Annotated in this window: 15 protein-coding genes; 4 read left to right on the top strand and 11 right to left on the bottom strand. The window is 65.8% G+C overall.

All coding sequences use genetic code 11. The annotated features are described in order from the left end of the window. Window positions 1-25: 25 nt before the first annotated feature. The 8 genes from RQP53_RS11280 to RQP53_RS11245 all read right to left on the bottom strand — a co-directional run bounded on the left by RQP53_RS11280 (window position 26) and on the right by RQP53_RS11245 (window position 12,866). Window positions 26-2,029 carry a TOMM precursor leader peptide-binding protein gene (locus RQP53_RS11280; protein WP_315650419.1) on the bottom strand — a complete coding sequence of 668 codons (2,004 nt, stop codon included), beginning with the start codon at window positions 2,027-2,029 and terminating at the stop codon, window positions 26-28. Continuing rightward, the gene (locus RQP53_RS11275) at window positions 2,026-3,885 is read right to left on the bottom strand and encodes a hypothetical protein (protein WP_315650418.1); all 1,860 of its coding nucleotides are present in this window, start codon (window positions 3,883-3,885) and stop codon (window positions 2,026-2,028) included. Before RQP53_RS11275 ends, RQP53_RS11280 begins: the two co-directional genes overlap by 4 nt. Beyond that, on the bottom strand, window positions 3,882-7,739 hold the full coding sequence (locus RQP53_RS11270; RefSeq protein WP_315650417.1) for a lantibiotic dehydratase: 3,858 nt from the start codon (window positions 7,737-7,739) through the stop codon (window positions 3,882-3,884). The genes RQP53_RS11275 and RQP53_RS11270 overlap by 4 nt, the downstream gene beginning before the upstream one ends. A gap of 37 nt (window positions 7,740-7,776) precedes the next feature. Beyond that, a complete protein-coding gene (locus RQP53_RS11265; RefSeq protein WP_315650416.1) occupies window positions 7,777-8,529 on the bottom strand; it encodes an ABC transporter permease in 753 nt (250 codons plus the stop codon). Then, window positions 8,529-9,311, bottom strand: a complete 783-nt coding sequence (locus RQP53_RS11260) for an ABC transporter ATP-binding protein (protein WP_315650415.1) — start codon at window positions 9,309-9,311, stop codon at window positions 8,529-8,531. Before RQP53_RS11260 ends, RQP53_RS11265 begins: the two co-directional genes overlap by 1 nt. Before the next feature lie 100 nt (window positions 9,312-9,411). Further along, entirely contained in the window at window positions 9,412-9,618 is a 207-nt protein-coding gene (locus tag RQP53_RS11255) for a thiazolylpeptide-type bacteriocin (protein WP_315650414.1), read from the bottom strand. 405 nt (window positions 9,619-10,023) lie between these two features. Further along, window positions 10,024-12,156, bottom strand: a complete 2,133-nt coding sequence (locus RQP53_RS11250; protein ID WP_315650413.1) for a sensor histidine kinase — start codon at window positions 12,154-12,156, stop codon at window positions 10,024-10,026. After that, window positions 12,153-12,866: a response regulator transcription factor gene (locus tag RQP53_RS11245; protein WP_315650412.1), complete on the bottom strand. Its 714-nt coding sequence runs from the start codon at window positions 12,864-12,866 to the stop codon at window positions 12,153-12,155. The genes RQP53_RS11250 and RQP53_RS11245 overlap by 4 nt, the downstream gene beginning before the upstream one ends. A gap of 164 nt (window positions 12,867-13,030) precedes the next feature. Between RQP53_RS11245 and RQP53_RS11240 the strand changes: the two genes are divergently transcribed. The 3 genes from RQP53_RS11240 (at window position 13,031) to RQP53_RS11230 (ending at window position 16,784) form a co-directional block, all read left to right on the top strand. Continuing rightward, entirely contained in the window at window positions 13,031-14,311 is a 1,281-nt protein-coding gene (locus RQP53_RS11240; protein WP_315650411.1) for an SPFH domain-containing protein, read from the top strand. Further along, window positions 14,308-15,753: an SH3 domain-containing protein gene (locus RQP53_RS11235; RefSeq protein ID WP_315650410.1), complete on the top strand. Its 1,446-nt coding sequence runs from the start codon at window positions 14,308-14,310 to the stop codon at window positions 15,751-15,753. The genes RQP53_RS11240 and RQP53_RS11235 overlap by 4 nt, the downstream gene beginning before the upstream one ends. 98 nt (window positions 15,754-15,851) lie before the next feature. Next, a complete protein-coding gene (locus RQP53_RS11230; RefSeq protein ID WP_315650409.1) occupies window positions 15,852-16,784 on the top strand; it encodes a ProQ/FinO family protein in 933 nt (310 codons plus the stop codon). 154 nt (window positions 16,785-16,938) lie between these two features. Here the strand turns inward: RQP53_RS11230 and RQP53_RS11225 are convergent, their stop codons facing one another. Next, window positions 16,939-17,151 (bottom strand): hypothetical protein, encoded by a 213-nt coding sequence (locus RQP53_RS11225; RefSeq protein WP_315650408.1) that lies wholly within the window; start codon window positions 17,149-17,151, stop codon window positions 16,939-16,941. A 281-nt stretch (window positions 17,152-17,432) separates the two neighbouring features. On the opposite strand from RQP53_RS11225, the gene RQP53_RS11220 reads away from it, so the two are divergent. Beyond that, complete coding sequence (locus RQP53_RS11220) at window positions 17,433-17,993, top strand: thymidine kinase (RefSeq protein WP_315650407.1); 561 nt, start codon at window positions 17,433-17,435, stop codon at window positions 17,991-17,993. Between the two features lie 117 nt (window positions 17,994-18,110). On the opposite strand, the gene RQP53_RS11215 is transcribed toward RQP53_RS11220, so the two are convergent. Continuing rightward, window positions 18,111-18,350: a hypothetical protein gene (locus RQP53_RS11215; RefSeq protein WP_315650406.1), complete on the bottom strand. Its 240-nt coding sequence runs from the start codon at window positions 18,348-18,350 to the stop codon at window positions 18,111-18,113. Window positions 18,351-18,526: 176 nt separating this feature from the next. Beyond that, on the bottom strand, window positions 18,527-19,285 hold the full coding sequence (locus tag RQP53_RS11210) for an enoyl-CoA hydratase/isomerase family protein (RefSeq protein ID WP_315650405.1): 759 nt from the start codon (window positions 19,283-19,285) through the stop codon (window positions 18,527-18,529). Window positions 19,286-19,413 lie beyond the last annotated feature (128 nt).

The raw sequence follows: 19,413 nt of genomic DNA, 5'->3' as shown, positions 1-19,413 counted from the left end.
GATGGTGGCCTTGCTCGTCTAGAGGTCAGGGGAAGTTGTGCGGATCAGGGTTGATCTGCGCAGCGCTCAGGGCAGGCAGGGCGCGGGCACGGGCGGCGGCGTTGAGCCGTTCCAGGCTGACGCGGCGATGCTGGTGTCCGAAAGTCACCGGTGTCAGTCCAGGCGCCAGGACCTTGACGCAATGCAGGCCATGGCGTTCCATGTCCGCAAATGTCTGGTTGACGACGATGACGTCCTTGGCAACCCGCAGCGTCTGCTGGACCTTGCGCAGCAATTCGGCGCTCAGGTCGCGCTCACCGGGCTCGCTGTGGCACTGCGCCAGTTCGACCTGCTCCCCGCCGAACAGGAACTGCAGGCGCTGATAGCTCTCAGGCAGGCTGTAGAGCAGCACATGGTCAGGCATGGCCTGTACCAGCTGGCTGTTCGCAAACATGGCCTCGGCACGGGCGCGCTGCGCCGGCATGCTGCGCTGGTAGACGCCCATCGAGGTGGTCACCTCCACCAGCGCACTGAAGATGGCCTGCTCCCAGCTGGAGTGGGCTCCCGAGGCGCAATAGGATTTCACTGGAGCGTCTTGGCGCGGGTCGACGATCATGGCCCAGACCAGGGGAAGGTCGACGTCCAGGCGCATATCGAACAGATGGATTTCAAATCCCTCGGCTTCGCTGCGCGCGATCAGCGCCTGCACGCGTTCATCGGCGATGCTGCCCAGGCGGATCTGGCGTGGCGTGAAGCGGCCGTACCAGCTGCTCAGATAGGCATCGCGCTCCAGCACCTCATACAGCCCGTAGAGCGCGGCCTCCTCGATGCAGGCTCCCATGGCGCATCCTGACGAGGAGTCGTAGACGAAGCGGTTGATGGGGCGGCCGGGCCGATTGCTCAGCCAGTAGTAGGCGAACTGCTGCGGTACCAGAACGGCCTGCCGGCGAGCCATCGAGTAGCCCCAGCACCAGTCGTACTCGAGCTCAGGGCTGTAGGGTTCCATCTCATAGCCTGGCAGCTCCTGCTGCCAGGGCTCGTGCAGCACGAAGTCCTGCGGGTCGAGCACCTGGCCAGGGAACTCGCCAAGCAGCTGCGCGTAGCTGCCACGCACGGTGGTCGCGGTGCGGCGCGGGCTGTGACCGGCGAAGCGTTCCAGCACCTCCAGCATGGCCACCATCTCGGACTTCTCGCGGCTCTCGGCGCGGCCGTAGCCGACCTCGGTGGTGCTGGCACCCACGATGGGCATCTCGGCGGCGTACAGGGGCATCAGCTGCGAACTGATGTCCTGGAAGACATGTTTGATCAGACCGCTGCGGTGATCGACAAAGTGCTCGCGCAGCCCGCTCACGCTGAGTCGGGGATTGGCGATCCGCGTGTCTTCGGCTCGCGCCTTCAGCCTGGGTTGAAAGCACAGTTCGGCCAGCGTGGCGCTGTCGCCCGGCAGCGTGCTGCAATGCTCGCAATCCGGATGGGCAATAAAGCGATGTCGGCGGCTGGTCAGACTGTCCCACTGCAGTCGCAGCGTGCTGCCGCGCAGGTTCTGCTTTGTGTCGGAGCTGTCATCAATGCCGTCGATGCTGCGCGCCAGCAGGCGCTCAAACACTTGCACCGCGGCGGGGCTCAGCGGTTCACTGGATAGCCGCGGAGTTCCCGGCGTGACGGCCTGCGTGGGGCTTGACGACCAGTGCTCGTCCTGGCGCAGATTGTTGTAGGTCCAGGTCTGCATGCAGGCCAGGCAGCCTGACTGCGCGGCTGGCTCGACCAGGGGGCCAAAGCAGGCGCTGCCGGGCTCCAGCCCCAAGAACAGCACCCGCGCTTGGCGCTGCAGGGCCAGGTCTTGCACGGCCAATGCCTGCGGCAGGTGCTGCCAGTCAAAGACGACCAGCAGCGTATCGCCGGCTGCGCATTGCAAGGTGCTGGCGTCGAGCGCCTGAGTACGTGCTGACGGCAGCAGTGCGCGGACATGGCGCAGCAGCGTCGGGCTGCTGCCGTCATGCAGGATGGCGCTGATCCGTGTGCTGACGGGGCTGATGAGGGCGTCGCTCATGCGCGGCTCCCGATGTCCAGTGTGGCGTGACCGCAGAACACGCCGGCAGGCAAGGCGAGATCGCTGCGCAGGGTGAAGCTCGCTGCCGGTCCGCCGTCGATGCGGGCATCCAGGCGTGCCGGGGGCGTTTGCCACTGGGCCGGCATGGCTGGAGGCAGTGCATTGGCGGCCGGCCGCGGCGGGGCCCATTCCTTCAGCTGCGCGTCGCTGCAGGCGCGGCCCATGGCTTCCTGCATGGCCAGCAGCGGCGTGCATGCCACGGCGCTGGCGATCAGTTCATCGCCGAGGAAGCACTCGGCCAGGCAGGCGGCGGCGCCGGGATGCCAGTGCAGCAGGAAGCGAGCCGGCTCGGGGCGCAGGAACTTCAGCAGCCGCTGCAGCAGCTGCAGCGTGCCGTCGCCGCTGCTGGCGCAATCGAGCCAGGCGCAGTGCCGCTGCTCGACGAAGTCAGCACTCTGGACCAGGGCCAGGGCCAGGGCCTGACGCTGCCAGTCCTGTTCGTCAAAGGCGCAGCAGGTGCGCGCGGCAACGCTGGCGGATTGGCCGATTTGTGCCTGGCGGGTCAGCGCACCGGCCAAGGCACGCATGCCGGCCTGTTCGGCGTTCAGCCCCCAGCCGAGCAGCAGTTCGCTGGGGCGCTGCGCGAGTCGTGGAAAGCGCAACTCGATGGCGTCGTGATAAAGCGGCAGCTGGCCGACCGGGCGCCCACTGGGGGCGCGCAGCACGCCAGTGACGGCATCGAACCAGGGGGCCAGGTCGACGCGCAGCGCCTCGTAGCGGCTCAGCGGCCGATCCGCCGGAGCCTGCAGCTGGCTGATGAAATGCTGCGCATCACGAGCCAATGGTTCACGGCGCTGCAGCAAGGGGGCGGCCAGGATCGGGTGCTGGCTCAACTCCAGATAGGGGTTGATGCGGTGGGCTTGGCGGCGCAGGCCGTCGAGCTCGATATTGAAGACATAGCGCAGCGCATGTTGAGCGGCCACGCTGCCCATCAGTGCCAGGCTGGCCGGGCTGTGGGCCTCGGCGGCGTTGGGCGGTAGCCACTGAAGCAGGTCCTGCAGGCCGGGTTGACCCGGCTCGGCCAGAGGCAGCACAAAGGCCTGGCCGGCCAGGCGCGCGCCAATCAGGCAGGGCGTGCCAGCGGTGCCGGCCAGCGCATCGCAGTAGAGCGCCTGGGCTTCGCCGTCGTCGGCATCGCTGGCCAGCAACAGCAGGGCCTGGGCCTGCAGGTCGGCGGCCGCGGGCAGACCATGACGAACGCTGTGGCGCTGTCCGCGCACGCCGCTGGCGGCAAGGCTGGCGCGGATCTCGGCGGCGCTGACGCGACCTTTCTCCTCGCTCACCATGACTTGCAGCTGACCCACGCCGCTGTTGGCCAATGCCTTCGCTGCCGCCTTCAAGGCATAGCCATCGCCGACCAGCAAGACCGAGGACTCGCGCCAGCGTTGCAAGGCAGGGCGGTACAGCGATGGCGGCAGCTTGTCCTGCAGGTACTTGATGAACTCGCGCAGCGCATCAGGCTCACCGGCGGCCTCCAGCAGCAGGGCATCAGCGCTGTCGTCGATCAACATGCCATGGCTCAGCAAGGCCTGCATCAGCTGTTGGTACAGCGCGAACAGTTTGACGGGCAGATTGCGTTCGATCTGCTCCAGGCTGTGGCCAGCGTCCATCAACGCGATGACCCGTTCGACGAAGCTGTAGACGCCCTTGCCCTGCAAGACAAAAGACTGCTTGCCGGCGTCGAACAACACGCCTTTCGGGGTGGGGCGGAAGAACACATGGTTCTTCAAGCGCAGGCGTTGCACCTGGGCGGCAGGTGTGGACACCTGGGCCTTGCTGTCAAGAACGGCGCTCATGCTTGCACCTCGTCGGCCTGGCGGCTCAGGCCCATGATTTCGCGCCAGCTGATGCCGAGCTGACGTTCAGCGCTATTGGCGAGCAGATGGCAGAGGCAGAACTTCTGCGTTGGTGAAACACCCAGGATGGGCAGCAGGAAGTAGAAGAAGTTGACCGTCGTTCGGTAGGCCATGAACTGTGGTGAGTTCATCACCCGCAGCCCTTCGTCCTGTTGGAAGGCGCGGCCGATCTCGCTGGTCTGGCGTTGGCGCATCTGGTCCTGATAGGCCGTGGGGGTCTCGGCGGAGACCTCCTCGGCCAGGCGCTCAAAAGTCTCGTCGGCGAGCAGCACCTGGTAGTTGTTGCGCACAACGCGCTGGTTGTCCGCAGCGGTCTGGGCAATATGGGTCAGCCAGTCGTCGAGCACGGCGCGGTGCGCTTCGGGCAAGCCGCAGTCGGCGATACGCCCGGCCAGTACCGCACTGAGCACCTCGTCCACGCGCGCCCCCAGCCTGTGGTCCAGCCCGTCGAAGCGCTGGCGCAGCGTGTTGCCCTTGTCGTACGCGGCGAAGTAGTACTCGGCGTGTGAGCGGAAGGACACATAGCCGCGCGAGAAACCACCCGCCTCGTAGCTCTGAGCGGCCAGGCCCATCATCGCCAGCAGGGTCAGCATGAAGGCATCCGCATCGGCCGGCTTCTCGCGCAGCAGGCGCAGCGTCAGGTCCAGGCTGCCGCTGAGGAAGCGCTCCTTGTTGCGGGCGAATTCGGCAAGCTTCAGGGCGCGGCTGGGTTGGTACGGCGCCAGGGTGACCGTGTTGTTCTGCAGCAGCGGCAGATAGGGCCCGGGTTCGAGTTCCGTCAGGGCGATCTTGTGCGACAGCGCTTCATAGGCGGCGGGATCGAGCTCGGTCGTGCTGGGGTGCGCCTCCAGCCAGGGTTCCAGCACCGCCCGCAAGGCCGGCAGCACCTGCGCCTCCAGCAGCGTGGCTTCGCAATGGACGACCAGGTCGATGTGCGGGCCGTGCTTCCAGTGCGGCATCAGCATGACGTCGCGCAGCTGGTAGCGCTGGGCCAGCATGTCCAGGCAATCCTGCACCGGGCCAAGCAGCAAGGCGCGCCGGTCGTCGTCGAAGTAGGCAATGCGGACAGCGTGCCAGCTGGCTTGCGACTGGCTGGCGCTGAGCCGCGGCGGGAGGGTGCTGATCTCGAACTGCAGCTCGGCCACATGAGCCTCGCCGGCCATGCGAACGTGCTGGTCATCCAGCGCCGGCAGCACCTCGCTGAGCACCAAGGAGAAGCTGTTGCGCTTCATCATGCGCTGCAGCAGGCGAACCAGGCGCGGGCTGTCGAGCTTGACGTAGAAGGGCTTCATGTCCTTGAAGTCGAACTCGTTCCAGTTGATGCTGGACTGGCCGCCGCTGCCGCCATTGCCGCCTGCCTCGGCGGCGACCGGCACGACGCGGATGAAGACCTCGTTGGGCAGCTGGTGCTGCTCGCGCCAGCGCTGTACGGCGATGAAGAAGTCCGGCGCCGACAAATCAGCGTCGGGCTGCAGGGCCAGCGGCATGATGGCTGTGCGGCGGGCCAGCACGACATCACCGAGGCTGATGCGCGGGACGCGGGTGACGCCCTGCGTGTCGATCATGCCCCGCTTCATCAGCGTGCTGAGTGTGAAGTTGTTGATGCCTTCGGTATAGGCCAGCGCAAGCACGCGCTGAATGCGAGGCAGCAGCACCGGCATCAGGAAGCCCTGGTACCAGAGGTCGAGTTCGCGACCGTCCTCGGTCTGGAAGCGCACCATATGCTCTTTGGCGTCATAGACCAGGCGCAGCGTGTTGATGTCGAACTTGTGGCTGTCCTCCCAGTTCGGCGCGAACGGCGGAATCACGACCTCGTGATCGGCCATGCGCGGATGATGGTTGGCATTGAAGCCAAACACACCCGGCAGCTCGGCATACAAACCGCTCTCGCTGCTGCTTTGCAGGTAGTCGCGAACCTCCTGCAGGTCCTTGCCGCTGAGCACCTCCATGAAGCGCGACATCAGCGCGCCGCGGCCGCCGAAGATCTGGTTGAGCACGAACTTGGGGCGGCCCTCGTTGAGTGCCAGCTGGCCCAGATAGCTCTGTGAGGCGCCGCGCTGGCGAACCTGGGCTGGCAGGGTGTCGGCAATCTCGGCAAGGATCGCAGGATCGAGCTGGACGTCCTCACCACTACGCAGCAGCGGCTCCAGATAGTTCTCGTACGCAGCCTTGGCGCGCATATAGCCGCTGCTGATCTCGGACTCGGGAGCGAGCTTGCTCTTGTCAATGACGTGGCTCATGCTGCCCAGGCCGTAGACCTCGTCGAAGCGATCGATGAAGCCCAGCACATCGGTGCAGACGCCCTTGGCGCCATGGGTGGCCAGGAAGAAGTCAGCCATATTGCAGCGCGCCTGCTGCGTGAAGCTGACCACCGGCGACAACTTGAGCAGCAGGCCCAGGTCGTCGGCAAAGGGCTGCAGCAAGCCGGGGCTCAGCGCGCCTTCCAGTTCCTTGAGATAGCAGTTCTCGAAGAAGTTGGGATAAGACATCGCCGAATGCTCGGTGGCACCCAGCGCCTCGCGCAGCTCGACCACCTTGTCGCGTACCAGCGTCACGAGCTCTGCGCGCAGCGGCGCATTGGCGTCGCAAAAGTCCTGCAGTGCGACCCGCAGCTCGCCTAACACGCGGCGACCTTGAATACCTTCCTCGCCGGGCAGTTCCTGCAGCAGTCGTTCGGCCCAGTCCAGCGCATCGGTCTGCTCATAGCCCTGCGTATCCGGCAGCAGCAGCTGCAGTTCGTAGAGCTTGGCGATGAAGGTCTCCAGCACATCGGCCTGCAGCTTCGGGGCCAGGGCGCGGATGGCAACAATCAGGTCTGCCGAACGCATCGGCTCGAAGCCGCGCTGAGCGAAGACGTGGTGAATGCAGGTAATCACGCCATTGACGTTGAGCTCCGCAATGGCCTCGCCGGTGCCCCAGAAGCGGCCACTGGCGGTATTGCCCTGATTGATGGTGCGGAAGCGCAGCCGGCCATCCTTGAATTGCGCGCTCGGGTTGAGACAGAGCGCAAAGAGCTGGCTGGACAGCTTGTAGCTGGACAGCAGCGGCGCCATGATCTGGCGCAGCAGCGCACCTTTGAGCTGCACACGCTTGTCCAGACGTGACTGATAGTCCAGCTGCCAGGAGTCGCTGCCCTCCTGCCAGCGGCCGACGTGCAGCACGGTAAAGCTCGACAGCGGGCTGGTCTTGGACGAGCAGCGCGCGATGTATTGAGCCAGCGTGTCCTCCAGCTTGCGGCGCGCCTTGGCATTCAGGGGCTTGCCATCGGCGGCAGTGAGCGCCTGGAAATCGTGGAAGAGATCGGGATTCGAATAGCTGATGGCATTCTGAAGATTGGTCTGCTGCCACAGCTTGGGCAACCGCTTGCTGCCTTCGGCCAGTTCCTGCTCGTAGGCCTGCTGGATCTGTTGATCCATCGCGGCGAATCGCGCCAGGTCGGCATTGAAGGTGTGCAGCGCATCGATCTGCTCGCCCGACAGGCTCTGCCTGAGACCCTCGATCAGCTCGGGTTTCGAGTGCCGCAGATTGAACAGCGCGCGCTTGAGGTTGAGCGCATTGCGGCTCAGCACCTTGTCCTCGCAAGCCGAGATCAGGCGTTCCAGGCTGGTGCACAGCTGATCGGCGCGGCTGCGCAAGGAGGCGGCGAGTTCGCGCTGCTCGTTCAGTGCCTGGCTGGTCGCTCCGGTTTCGAGCTGGCGCAGCAGCGCTGCTGGCTCGCCGGCGACCCGCATCACGTAGCGAGGGTGCAGCAGCACTTCGCCGTGTTGGGTTTCAAGCTGCATGGTGTTGTGCATGTTCTTTTCTCGTAGGTGTGCGGGTGGACGAGACGGCTTACATCGAAGACCAGCGGAACGCGCGGCGGGCAACCAGGGCGCAGGCAGTGCCCAGCAGCAGCAGCAGCACGGTGGGTGTGAGGCCGGCAGGGCTGAAGTACTCGCCGCGCCAGGCCAGCCGCAGTACATCGACGACGTGGGTCATCGGCACGACCTGGGCCAGCTGGGTGACGAAGGGAGGGAAACGGTCCAAAGGGATGCTGGCGCCGGAGAGCAGCAGCATGGGCTGGAAGATGAAGATGCCGGCGTTGAAGGCCGCGTTGGAACTCTTGAAGAACGCGCCCAGCATGAAGCCGAAGGAGAACAGCGAGAAGGCGCTGACCAGGATGGCGGTGAACAGCTCGACCAAGGAGGTCTGCGGCAGTTGGTGGAACATCAGCCAGCCGACGATGACCATCTCGACGAAGCCGATCATGAAGATCACGAAGGAGCGTGTGATCGCCGATAGCCAGACGGCCGACATGTCCAGCGGCGTGACCAGCAGGCGGCGGAAGAAGCCCATCTCCTTGTAGATCACCAGCACCGGCCCGACGTTCATCAAAGCGACGTTGAGCAGGATCAGACCGATGAAGCTGGCGGTGTACTCGTCATAGAAGCTGACCGCCCCACCGCCGTAGCTGGCGTCGCCAAACATCATGCCGAAGAAGGCGTACATGAAGGCCGGCAGCAGGAAGGTGAAGAACAGCACCATCCGCTCGCGGAACACCAGATTGAAGTCGAGTACGAAATAGGCTTTGAGAGCGGCATTCATCACGCGGCCTCCAGGCTGATTTGGGTGGCGAAGTGGGTGTAGGCATCGTCGAGATTGCCGCTGTGGGCTGTGTCGATGATGTGTTGGGCGCTGCCCTGGGCGACCAGGCGGCCGTTGGAGATCATCAGCACCGTGTCGGCGAGCGCCTGCGCCTCGTCCATGTAGTGCGTGGTGAACAGCACCGTCTTGCCCTCGTCACCGAGCTGGCGGATCAGGCGCCAGAACTCACGGCGAACGATGGGGTCGAGGCCAACGGTGGGCTCGTCCAGAATGACGATGTCCGGGTCGTTGATCAGCGCAAGGGCCAGCGCCACTCGCTGACGCTGCCCGCCGGAGAGTTCGCCGATGCGTTTGTCAAAGCAGGGCGTCAGGCTCATACGCTCGCACAGCGCGGCGATGTCGACGTGGCGCGGGAAGACCTGCGAGAAGAAATTGAAGTACTCGCGGACGCTCAGCTTGGGGAACAGCCGCGACTCCTGCAACTGCACGCCGATGCGGTCGACATGGGCCTTGGGGTTGGCCAGCACGTCATGGCCCAGGACGTGGACTTCGCCCGCGTCGGGGCGACGCAGGCCCATCAGGATTTCTACAAAGGTTGACTTGCCGGCACCGTTCGGGCCGATCAGAGCAACCGTGTCGCCGCGCCGGATCTCGACGCTGATGCCGCGCAGGGCGCGCACATCGTCATAGCTCTTGACGACGCCGCGCACGGCGATGGCGGGGGTCTGGTCCCGGTCGGCGCTGAGCTGCCGAATGGTCTTGCTGGTTGGGGTATCGCGCACGAGCGGTCTCCAAACGTTGGGGTATTCAGGGGTCAGCCGAGGCTGACCTGAGAGCGGCCGCCTGCCCAGTGCAGCAGGCGTCCGCGCAGTGGCCCTGGTCTTACTTGGTGTTGGAGCCGCAGCTGCCACAAGTCGACGAGGAGCCGCAGCTCGAGCAGGAGTTGGTCGAGCTGATGCCGCTGGAGGCGCCGGTCTCGGGCAGAGCCAGGGCGTCCTTCAGGCTGACAACCTCGAGGCCGTCCACATCAACGTTGTCCAGATCGATGTCGTTGAAGCTGACGTCGGCGGTCTTGTCTTTGAAAGTCATGAGAAACCTCTTTAGATAGAAAGTAAGAAAACCATCCTTGGGGTGTTGCGCGGAGCCGGATGGAGAAGCACCACTTTGAGACTCATGACGCGCGGTGTGCCTGGCTGCTCGGTTCCTCGGTGTGAGGCTGTGAGCGTGAGAGCGGGCCAATCAGCGGCGGCGTTGCTGGCTTGTTCGCAGATGCATCTGCTTGCAAAACCTGCGCTGCTGCTGGTGAATCGACCGTCCTGCCTTGCACTCCTGCGTCTTGAATTTCAATGGATGCAATGGTCTGGAAATGGCCTCCCGGCCACTACTGTCAGAAGCTGCAACGCGCGAGTCGCTGCCTGTCAAAGTCTGCAAAACCGGGCTTTGGCGCGGTGAAGCAGGGGCATGTGGCAGGGCGCCACATGAAAGTGCAAGGACTTATCGGCTGTTGGCTTGGGCAAGGCTACGCGGCAGCTGCAGGCGCAGCAAGACACCGCCATCACCGTTGTGCGCGCTGATCGTGCCGCCCATCTTGGCCATATAGGTCTTGGCCACAAAGAGGCCCTGGCCGCGCTGGCCTTCGCCGTGTCCGGCGCCGTGGACGCCGTATTCGAAGATGCGTTCGAGCAAATCTTCGGGGATCGCATGGCCTCGATTGAAGACGGCGATGCACCAGCTTTCGCCTTCGGCCATCAGCGTCAGCTGGATCGCGCTGCCTGGTTCGCGATGGCGCTGCGCATTGCGCAGCAGATGCGTCAGCACATCCTCCAGCGCGAACTCGTCGACCAGCGCCAGAGCCGGCTCGCCGGAACCTCGATAGCTCACGTCCGCAATGCCCTCTGCCGGGGCATTGACCGCGACATGGGAGAGGAACTCATTCAGATCCAGACTGCCCAGCTGCAGTTGGGTGGCCTGAAACGCCTCTGACGGTGAGGCGCTGCCGTACAGCACCCGCACGGCCTGTTGCATTCTCGAGATATAGCGGTGGCTGGGGTCGGAGGCGTCACCATGCAGGGCCATCAGCGACTGCAGCGGCGACATGATCTCGTGGCCGACTGCATGCCATTGGTCCTTCTCCTGCTCGGCACGGATCTGGGCGCGGCGCAGGTCTTCATTGACGCGCTTGAGCAAATCATCGAGCACACCGCCCAGCAGGCCCAGCTCGTCGCGGCCACGCAGATCAGCCAGGTCGATGGCCAGCGGGCCGTCACCGTCCTGCATGCCACGCACGCCCAGCCGCAACGCGGCGGCACGGCGCGTCAGCAGGGCGATGCGGCGCATCATGCTCAACTCGATGGCCAACCAGGTCAGCAAGATGGCGACCAGCATGGTCAGCACATAAGCGCCGTTGCGCAGCGCGACAGCCGCCAGCGACGCGTTGATACTGTCCTGGCTACCCTGAACCGCAATCTCATAACGCCCGAAAGCCGTGTCTATCCATTCGGTCGCACGCAGCGAGGGTGATGCGGCTTCAGGCGGCAAACGGTCGATCAGCCGAGTCAACCAGACGGGCGCCGAGGCCGAACCGGGGGGCTCGCCCTGCAGCCTTAACAAGTCTTGCTTGGCATCGAGACGGCGCAGGCCGAGCTGTTCTCCGGGCAAAAGCAGTGCGCGCAACTCGCTGAGAGCGAAGGGCGCCACCGCATCCGGGTTGCCGCTGTCGAACAGCGGTGCGCCCGCTCCCGGCGCAAGAATCTGCAGCCGCAACCGCATCTGCGCCAGGTCGCGTGGCGGCCAATGGCCAGGCTGGCGGGACAAGATCTCGTCCTGCAGCAGCGTGACCGGCAGCCGCACCGAGAAGAAGCTGCGCCTTCGGCAGCGCTCAGTGCCAGTGCCTTCAGCCTCCGCAGCCGCCAGACAGCGGGCGTCCTGCCACAGCCAGCCGCGGAAATCACGCAAGGGACGGGACGGCGTAGCGCCGCTGGCGGGGAGGGCAAAGCCGGTCAGCCGCCCGGCCTGAGGCTTGCCGTCTTCTGCCGGCGAGCCCTCGAAAGGGGCGATCCAGACATAGCGCTGATCGCGCATATCGAGCTCGATGCGAGCGCGGTGCGCGCGCGGCCAATCGAGTGAGCCGCCCAGCCGGGGCTGCAGCGGGCCGCTCTCGAATTGCCCGACCACATAGACAAAGCCGCCCGCCAGCGGGTTGTTGCCAACGGCCACGCAGAGCTGGCCATGCGGATACTGAACCGCGCAGCCGGCCATCTCGACCGCTTGTTGGGCCTTGCCGCGGTCATCAAAGTCGATCGCGCCAAAGGGCAGCAACAGCGGCGCCAGGCCGTTGGCCGGCTGCAGCGCCTGCTGGCCCAGCTGCGGATTGAGCAGGGCGAGCTGGCCACTAGGATGGCGCAACCGGGCGCTGATCTGGGCCAGGTTCTTGTGCAGGCCATCGGCATAGCTGCGCAGCGCCAGTTGCTTCTCTTCGCGCAGCATCGACAGCGCCAGCGCCACGCTGGCCAGGCTGAGCAGCGCAAACGCGGCGCGGAAGAACAGCCGCAGCCGCAGCGGCGGGCGCAGCCGCCAGCGTTCACGCAGCGCCCCACGCCAGGCAGCCCTGGCCTGGCCTTGGCTCATGCCGTGAGCGTCCAGCGGAAGCCGCGCATTGGCACGTTCTCGATGCCGTCAAAGCCCGGGTCGACCTCGCGCAGCGCCTCGCGAATGGTGCTGACATGCTTGCGCACATTGTCCCGGTTGCGCCCGCTCTTGATGACCAAGAACAAGTCGTCGTAAGACACCACCTGGCCGCGGCGCTCGTGCAAGGTGGCCAGGATGCGCTGTGCCGTCAGCGGCAGATTGATGCGCTGGCCGCGCCAGCTGGGCAGCGTCTGGCGCAGCGGATCCAGCGACAGGCTGGTTTCTTGCGCAGGTGCCGCCTTGCTGTTGCGCAGGATGTCGAGAAAGGTCTCGACGAAATCGGCCTCGCTGAAACTGGTCTTCTGCAGATAGTCCCAGGCGTCCAGCGCCTTCATGATGCTGCGATAGACCGCGGCCGGCATCGCCGAGACGACCAGCACTGGCGTGCCGCGGCCCTGCTTGTTGATGCTGTTGATCAGGGCCACGCCGGCGTGGCGTTCGCGGCCCAGCTCGATGTCCAGCACCACCAAGGCGTACTGCTCGCGCTGCAGGGCGGCCTCGGCGCTGTCGCGATCAAACCATTGGTCAATCTGCAGATCGGGCCGTGCCGCGGCGATCCAGTCGCGCAGTTGGCCGCTGGTCGGCGCGTCGTCCTCAATGATGGCCACTCTTTGTGATCGCTGGGAGCGCGGTGCAGGCGGGAGACTCATGGCGCGATTATCACGAGCGCATCGACATGCTGACAGCGCCTGGCTGTGAAGCTTTCTTCCGCGCTGTGAGCGCAGTGGGGTGGCGTTCGCCTTGAGCCCTCCGGGCAGGGCCACGAAGAATGGCTGCACGCCGCTCGAGGCCTGATCTGCAAGGAGAATTTGACGTGAACACCCCCAGGCTCAACCGTCTTTCGGCGCGCTTGAGCGCCATGATCCGGTCGATGCGCCAGCGCACGGTCGCTGCTGACGACGAAGGGGCTGCGCCTCAGTCAGAAGCTCGCTGGCCCACTCAGCTTAAGCGTGCCTCGGTGCCGCTGCTCTTGATCGGGTCCACGACCTTGCTCGCTTGGGCGCTGTTTGAACATTCGCCCGTTCAAGGCCTGGAAGCTGGCGAGCTGGGCATACGCAGCAATCAGCTGACCGGCAGCCGCCAGGCCTTTCAGCAGGGATCGGTGCTGGTGCTGCCTGGCTTGCATCAGCTGCATCGCTATTCATTGCGTGATCAGAGCTACCAGGCCCGCGACGCGGCCAAGGCCGACGGCGCGGCGCCATTCCAGTCCTTGGAGGGCCTGTCCTTGGGCGTAGATCTGCGCGTGCGCTATGCGCTGGAGCCCAGTGCGCTGATGGCACGCGCCCTGCCGCAGGAGGTGGACCGCGAGTTGGTGGAACCGGCCGTACAGGGCTTGGTCTATCGGGTGATGGCCCGCTACACGGTGCGCGAGATCTTTTCCAGCAAGCGGGCCGAGATCCAGGCCGAGATTGAAACCGAGCTGAAGAAGCGCCTGGCCACGGAAGGCGTGCTGGTGCGCGCCGTGCAGATGGGCAATGTCGATCTGCCAGCCGACTATCGCCATGGCCTGGAGGGTTTGCTGGCCGAGGAGTTGCGCAGCGAGAAGATGCGTTTCACGCTGGAGCTGAAGGAGAAGCAGGTGCGCCAGACCGCGCTCGAAGCTGAGGCCGAAGGCGTGCGCCGTGCCAAGGCGGCCGAAGCCTCGGCCCAGGAACAGATCATCGCCGCCCGGGCGCAGGAAGAGGCGATGAAGCATGTGCTGCCGTTCAAGCAACGTCAGATCGAGCGGCGTGCGCTGGAGGCCGAAGCCGACAAGCAGTCGCGCATTCGCACCGCCGAGGGCAGCGCCCAGGCGCGCCGGATCGAGGCCAGCGGCGAGGCCGATTCGCGCCAGAAGCTGGCCGATGCCGAGGTCTACCGCGTGCAGCGCCTGGCCCAGGCCAGCAGCGAGCAGATGGCCCGTGACGGCGCCTTGATCAGCAAGCATCCGCTGCTGATCCAGAAGGCACTGGCCGACAAGCTGTCCGACAAGATCCAGGTCATCATCGCGCCACCCTCGGCGGATGGGGGCTTCATTGCGGCCGGCTTGCTCGGCAAGCAAGCGGCGCCGGTCGAGCCGGCCAAGGCTGAAAAGGCCGAGGAGGCACAGCAATGAGCCTGCTGGCTGTGCCCTTGGCCCTGGCCATCGTGGCCCAGGATCAACTCGCACTGCGTGCGGCGCCGCGTGAATCTTCAGCAGTGCTGGTGCAACTGGCGCAGGGCGAGTCGCTGGAGTTGCGTGGCCTGCGGCAGGACCATGTCGAGGTCTGGGACTACCGCCGCGAGCGCGGCGGCTATGTGCTGGCCGCGGGCTTGCGCCCGGTCTCGCTGCAGGCCGAGGCCGCGCCCGAACTGCTGGCGGTGCTGCGTTTCCTGCGCGAGCAGCCGGGCGCCGAGGCTCTGGGCCTGGCCTATGCCGCGGCCTATTTGAAAGCAGTGCCCGCCGCGGCATTGACGGCCGAGCCCTTCGATGCCTTGGGCCAGATCGCCGACCGACTGGCGCAGCGCGCCAGTCGCACGCAGGGCAGTGGCAGCACGCCAGCCGAGCTTCAGCTGGCGGCGCAGCTCGAGGTGGCCGCCGGTTATGGCGTGCAGCTGCAGTCGCTGAGCCAGGACGGCGTGATGCGTGTTTGTTACGACGGTGAGGCCTTTCGCCGCGTGCTGGCCATGCCGAGCGCCACTGCCGCCCAGCGAGCGCGTGCTGCGCTGGGTTTGAGCCGCCCGGACTGCCTGGCCGACACCTTGCGCCCGCACGAGCGCCTGGCGCAGCTGCAGGCGCGGGCCGAGCTGCTTGATCAGCTGGATCTGCAGCCCGTGAGCGAAACGCAGCGCAACCGCGTTCGCCTGCGCCGTGCGGGTCTCTGGGCCGAGCTGGCGCAGCAGTTCCAGATCCGCGGCGATCTGCAAGCCAGCGCACCGGAGGCCGCGCGCCGCGCGCTGCAAGCGCTGACGGCACTGAACAAGGCCGAACTGGCCGACGCCGATCGGGCCGACTACAGCGAGGCGGCGCTGCGTGTCGCGGCCTCGCGCTGGGCCGCCGAATCGGCCGCTGGGGCCAGCAACAGCCGCTTGCAGCTCACCGAACTGCCGGCCGATCCCGCCAAACCTGGCCAGCATTGCCTCGCCTTGACCGACAGCAGCGCGCGCGTGCCGGGCGCTGCCCTGCTGAGCGCCTGCAGCTATGGTGCCATCTGGGTCAACTCGGCACAGTTCAGCCCCGATGGCCGCGCCGTCGCCTTGGCCGTGCAGCCGCTGGCCGGCTGGCGCGAGCTGTGGCTGATGCAGCAGACCGCAGCGGGCTGGCACCTCGATGTGCTGCCGCCGTCCAGCGAGGGTCCGGGCCTGGGCTATGCCGAGTTTGCCGGCTGGGTGCCAGGCGGTGAGCGCCTGCTGCTGGTGCGGGAATCGCGCAGTGGCAGCCGTTTCAAGCGCAGCTTCGAGACGATCAAACGCGCCGATCTGAGCGTCGAGAAGCAGGCCGCCAGCCCGGATTTGCTGCCCGTGTTCCAGCGCTGGGCTGATCCGGCATGGCGTCGTCAGACCTTGAGTCTGCGCTGAGCACTGCACAGGCGAGGAGGGCCGATGTGCAGAAACAATCGGGCGGCCGGCGCTTCATTGGCACAATCGGGGTTTTGATTCGATTCCTACGCGCTTCCATGTCCGATTCCAATACGTCGCCGCTGCCTCACGAAGCCAGCCCCGCCGAGGTTCTGCCTGAGGGGGCAGCGGAGGCGCAGCCCGCGGTCGCAACGCCGCCCGCCGCTGAGGCGGCAGCCAGCGTGGCGGTGCAAACGCCGGCCGAATGCGCGCAAGAGCTGAAGAAGCGTTTTCCGGCGCTTTTCGCTGGCCCGGCCAAGCCGCTGAAGCTGCGCATTCAAGCGGATATTCAGGCGCGTGCGCCCGGCGTGTTCAGCAAGCAGCTGCTGTCGGCCTTTTTGCGCCGGCACACCGGCGCGACCTCCTACCTGATCGCGGTAAGCAAATCGACGCAGCGTTTCGATTTGGATGGTCAGCCGGCTGGTGAGCTGAGCGAGGAGCATCGCGAGCTGGCGCGCGAGGAGCTGACGCGCCGTCGCGCCAAGACGCAGGAGCGCCAGGCGGCCGAGGAAGCCGAGCTGCGCAGCCGCGCCGAGCTGCTGCGGGCCTTTGAAACGACGACGCTGACGCTGAGCAATTTCTGCGCCCTCAAGGGTGTGGCGCCTGAAGCGCTGGACGGTTTGCTGGCTCAGGCCCGCGCCGAGCGCGAAGTCTGGCAGCAGCAGCGTGCGCAGATGCCGCAGCGCCAGGAGGGCCGTCGTGGCCCAGGCCCTGCCGAGGCGCGCCGCGGCGATGCACGAGGCCCTCGTGGTGATGGCCGCCGAGACGAGCGTGGACGTGGCGGCCGGCCGCAAGGCCAAGGTGGTGCGCGGCAGGAGACCGGGCAAGGGCGGCGGCCGGAGGGCGGCCGAGGTGCTGGTCGCGGTGGCCAGGGCACGAACGCCGCTCAGGCACGCGGGCCACGCCCGCAGCAGCGGGCCGAGGCGGCGCCGGCCGCAGCAACGGTGCAAGCCGATGCTGCGCCGGCGACTGGCGACAAGAACGCCGAGTGAAGGCCCCGGTCAAGCCTTGACCGTAGTGTTGGCGTCAAGCAGTTGCTTGGCGTCAATCAGCGCATGAGTCCGGACCGCCCAGCAACAGCTGGCTCAAGCGCTGAGCGCATGAGCCACTCTGCAGCGGGCTAGCCGCCTTCTCGCGGCGCTCGCTTCAGGTTTCTGCCTTGGGTGTGCCGCAGCTCGGCTTGCAGACCATCTCGTTGCGGCCGAGCACGCGCTTGGATTGCAGGGCGCTGGCCGGGCGGTGCTTGCCGCAGCGGAAGCAGGAGCGGGTGTGACCGCTGCCTAGAAATGGTGATCCCCCCAGCTTGGACTCGTAACGCAGGCCGTCGTCGCTGACCGCGGTATAGGTGTCTTTGCTCATTGTTGTGTGTTACCCCTGGTTGGGCGTGCCCACGGAACGGCCGGATTGGCCTTGCGTGCACGAGAAAACTCACTCCACCGATCTCATATTAGGCCGGGCTTGTGACAGTTGTTCTGCTCGCTTGCCCGATTAGGGCTTGCACTCCCCCTGGAACGCGGGGTGATGAAAGTCTGGGGTGGGCAAGGCGGGAATCCGGCGCCCGCCATTCACGCGTCTGGCACTGCCAAGGCGATACTGGTTGCCCGCAGCGGCACCAGACACACCGCGCACTGAGAGCTTGAATGGCCAAACTATTTTTTCGCTATGCCGCGATGAATGCCGGCAAGTCCACCGCCTTGCTTCAGGTGGCCTACAACTACGAGGAGCGCGGCCACCGCGTGCGCATCTTCACGGCTGCGGTCGACGATCGCTACGGGCGTGGCAACGTCACCTCGCGCCTGGGCCCGCAACGGCCTGCCGAGGTGTTTGATGGCGAGACGGATTTCCGTCAGCTGCTCGACGCCGATCCGGGCATTGCCTGCATCCTGGTCGACGAGGCGCAATTCCTCAGCAAGGCGCAAGTCTGGGCCTTGCATGAGATCGCCCATACCCGCAATGTGCCGGCCATCTGTTATGGCCTGCGCACCGATTTTCGCGGCGAGCTGTTCAGCGGTTCGGCCACGCTCTTGGCGCTGGCCGACGAGATGGACGAGATGAAGACGATTTGCGACTGCGGTCGCAAGGCCACGATGAATATGCGCGTCGACGCCGGCAACCGCAAGGTCACCGAGGGCGCGCAGGTCGAGATTGGTGGCAATGCCCGCTATCGGGCGGTCTGCGGGCGCTGTTTCAGGCAGGCCTGAGTACGGGCCGCAGCGGTGTTCGCCAACACGGCGATCAATCGCAGGATTGAACGCCGAGGGCGAAATGAGGGGCGAAACGAGAGGCGAGGGGTGAGGCCTGCAGGCCTGACACCGGCCTCAGTCCTTCTTGGACAGCTGCTCTTCCAGTTCCTTGCAGGACGGCGCGCAAACTGGCTGAGACTTGCCCAGCAGCTTCTTGGACTTCAGCATCGCGCGGGGGCGGTGCTTGCCGCACAAGAAGCACGACATGGTTGCCGCACCAAAAGAAGACGTGGCTGCAAAAGGCGAGCCGGGAGCTTTTGAGCGGTAGCGCAAACCATCGGCTTCGATGGTGGTTTTGGTACTGTCCTTGGCCACGCTGGTCCTGATCTGTAAAAGTGAAAACGCTGACGGAACGCCGACAAAACGCCACGAGGGCGTAAGTCCAGACCCCTATTTTCCTCTATTCGGGGACTGAATGCGCCGAGGGGCGTATTTTCCACCATAGAGAGCCCAGACTACAGAGGGACAACGCCAGCCACCCAAACGGGGGATCATTGACCTTTGAACTGCGGCGTGCGCTTCTCTTGCCAGGCGCGTACGCCTTCGGCCAGATCGGCGGAAGCATTGGATCGCGCGATATCGGCCTGCAACTGGGCCAGGTCGAGCCGGCCGCTGGCGATCGCGTTCAGATGCTGTTTCATGCCGGCCAGCGCCAGCGGCGCAAAGCCGCAGAGCCGCTGGCAGAAGGCCTCCGTCTCGGCTTGCAGGGCAGCGCCGTCAGCGAGCAGGCGGTCAAGAAAGCCGCAGTCGTGCATTTGCCGTGCGTCCAGGGTCTCGCAGGCCAGCAGCACGCGTTTGGCCACCGCCACGCCCAGCCGGTTCACATAGCGCTCCATGCCGCCGCGGTAGAAGTGCAGGCCCAGCCGCGCCGCCGGCACGAACATCTCGCAGCTGGGCACGCCGAGGCGGAAGTCGCAGGCCAGGGCGAGGTCGGTGGCGCCGCCATAAACACCGCCCTGGATGGCTGCCACCGTCACCGGGCGTGCCTCTTCCCAGGCGTTGGTCAGCTGCTCGAACAGCGCGCCGGCATCGACGCCGGGAACCGCATCGATATTGAAGCCGCTGCAGAAATGGCGACCCTCGGCCTCCAGCAGCAGCACGCGCACGGCGGGCTCGGCATTGACGGTCTGCAGATGCTGCTGCAGCGTTTGCAGATCGATCAGCTCCAGCCGGTTGGCCAGCTTGGGGCGACGCAAGCGGATGCGGGCCAGCGGGCCATCCAGAGTGAGGGCAGGGGTGAGCTCGGGCATGAGTCAAGTCTACTGTGCGCCAGCCGCGCATCAGACGGCCGCCTGCATGCTGCTTGCGCGGGCGTTCCCGAGGCCCGGTCTGCCCCAGGCAAACGCAGGCAGGCGCAATTTCGACCGATCGGTCGAAT

It is taken from the genome of Roseateles aquae (assembly GCF_032337115.1).
Classification (GTDB): Bacteria; Pseudomonadota; Gammaproteobacteria; order Burkholderiales; family Burkholderiaceae_C; genus Roseateles_C; species Roseateles_C aquae.
This window is presented reverse-complemented; position numbering and strand designations above follow the sequence as displayed.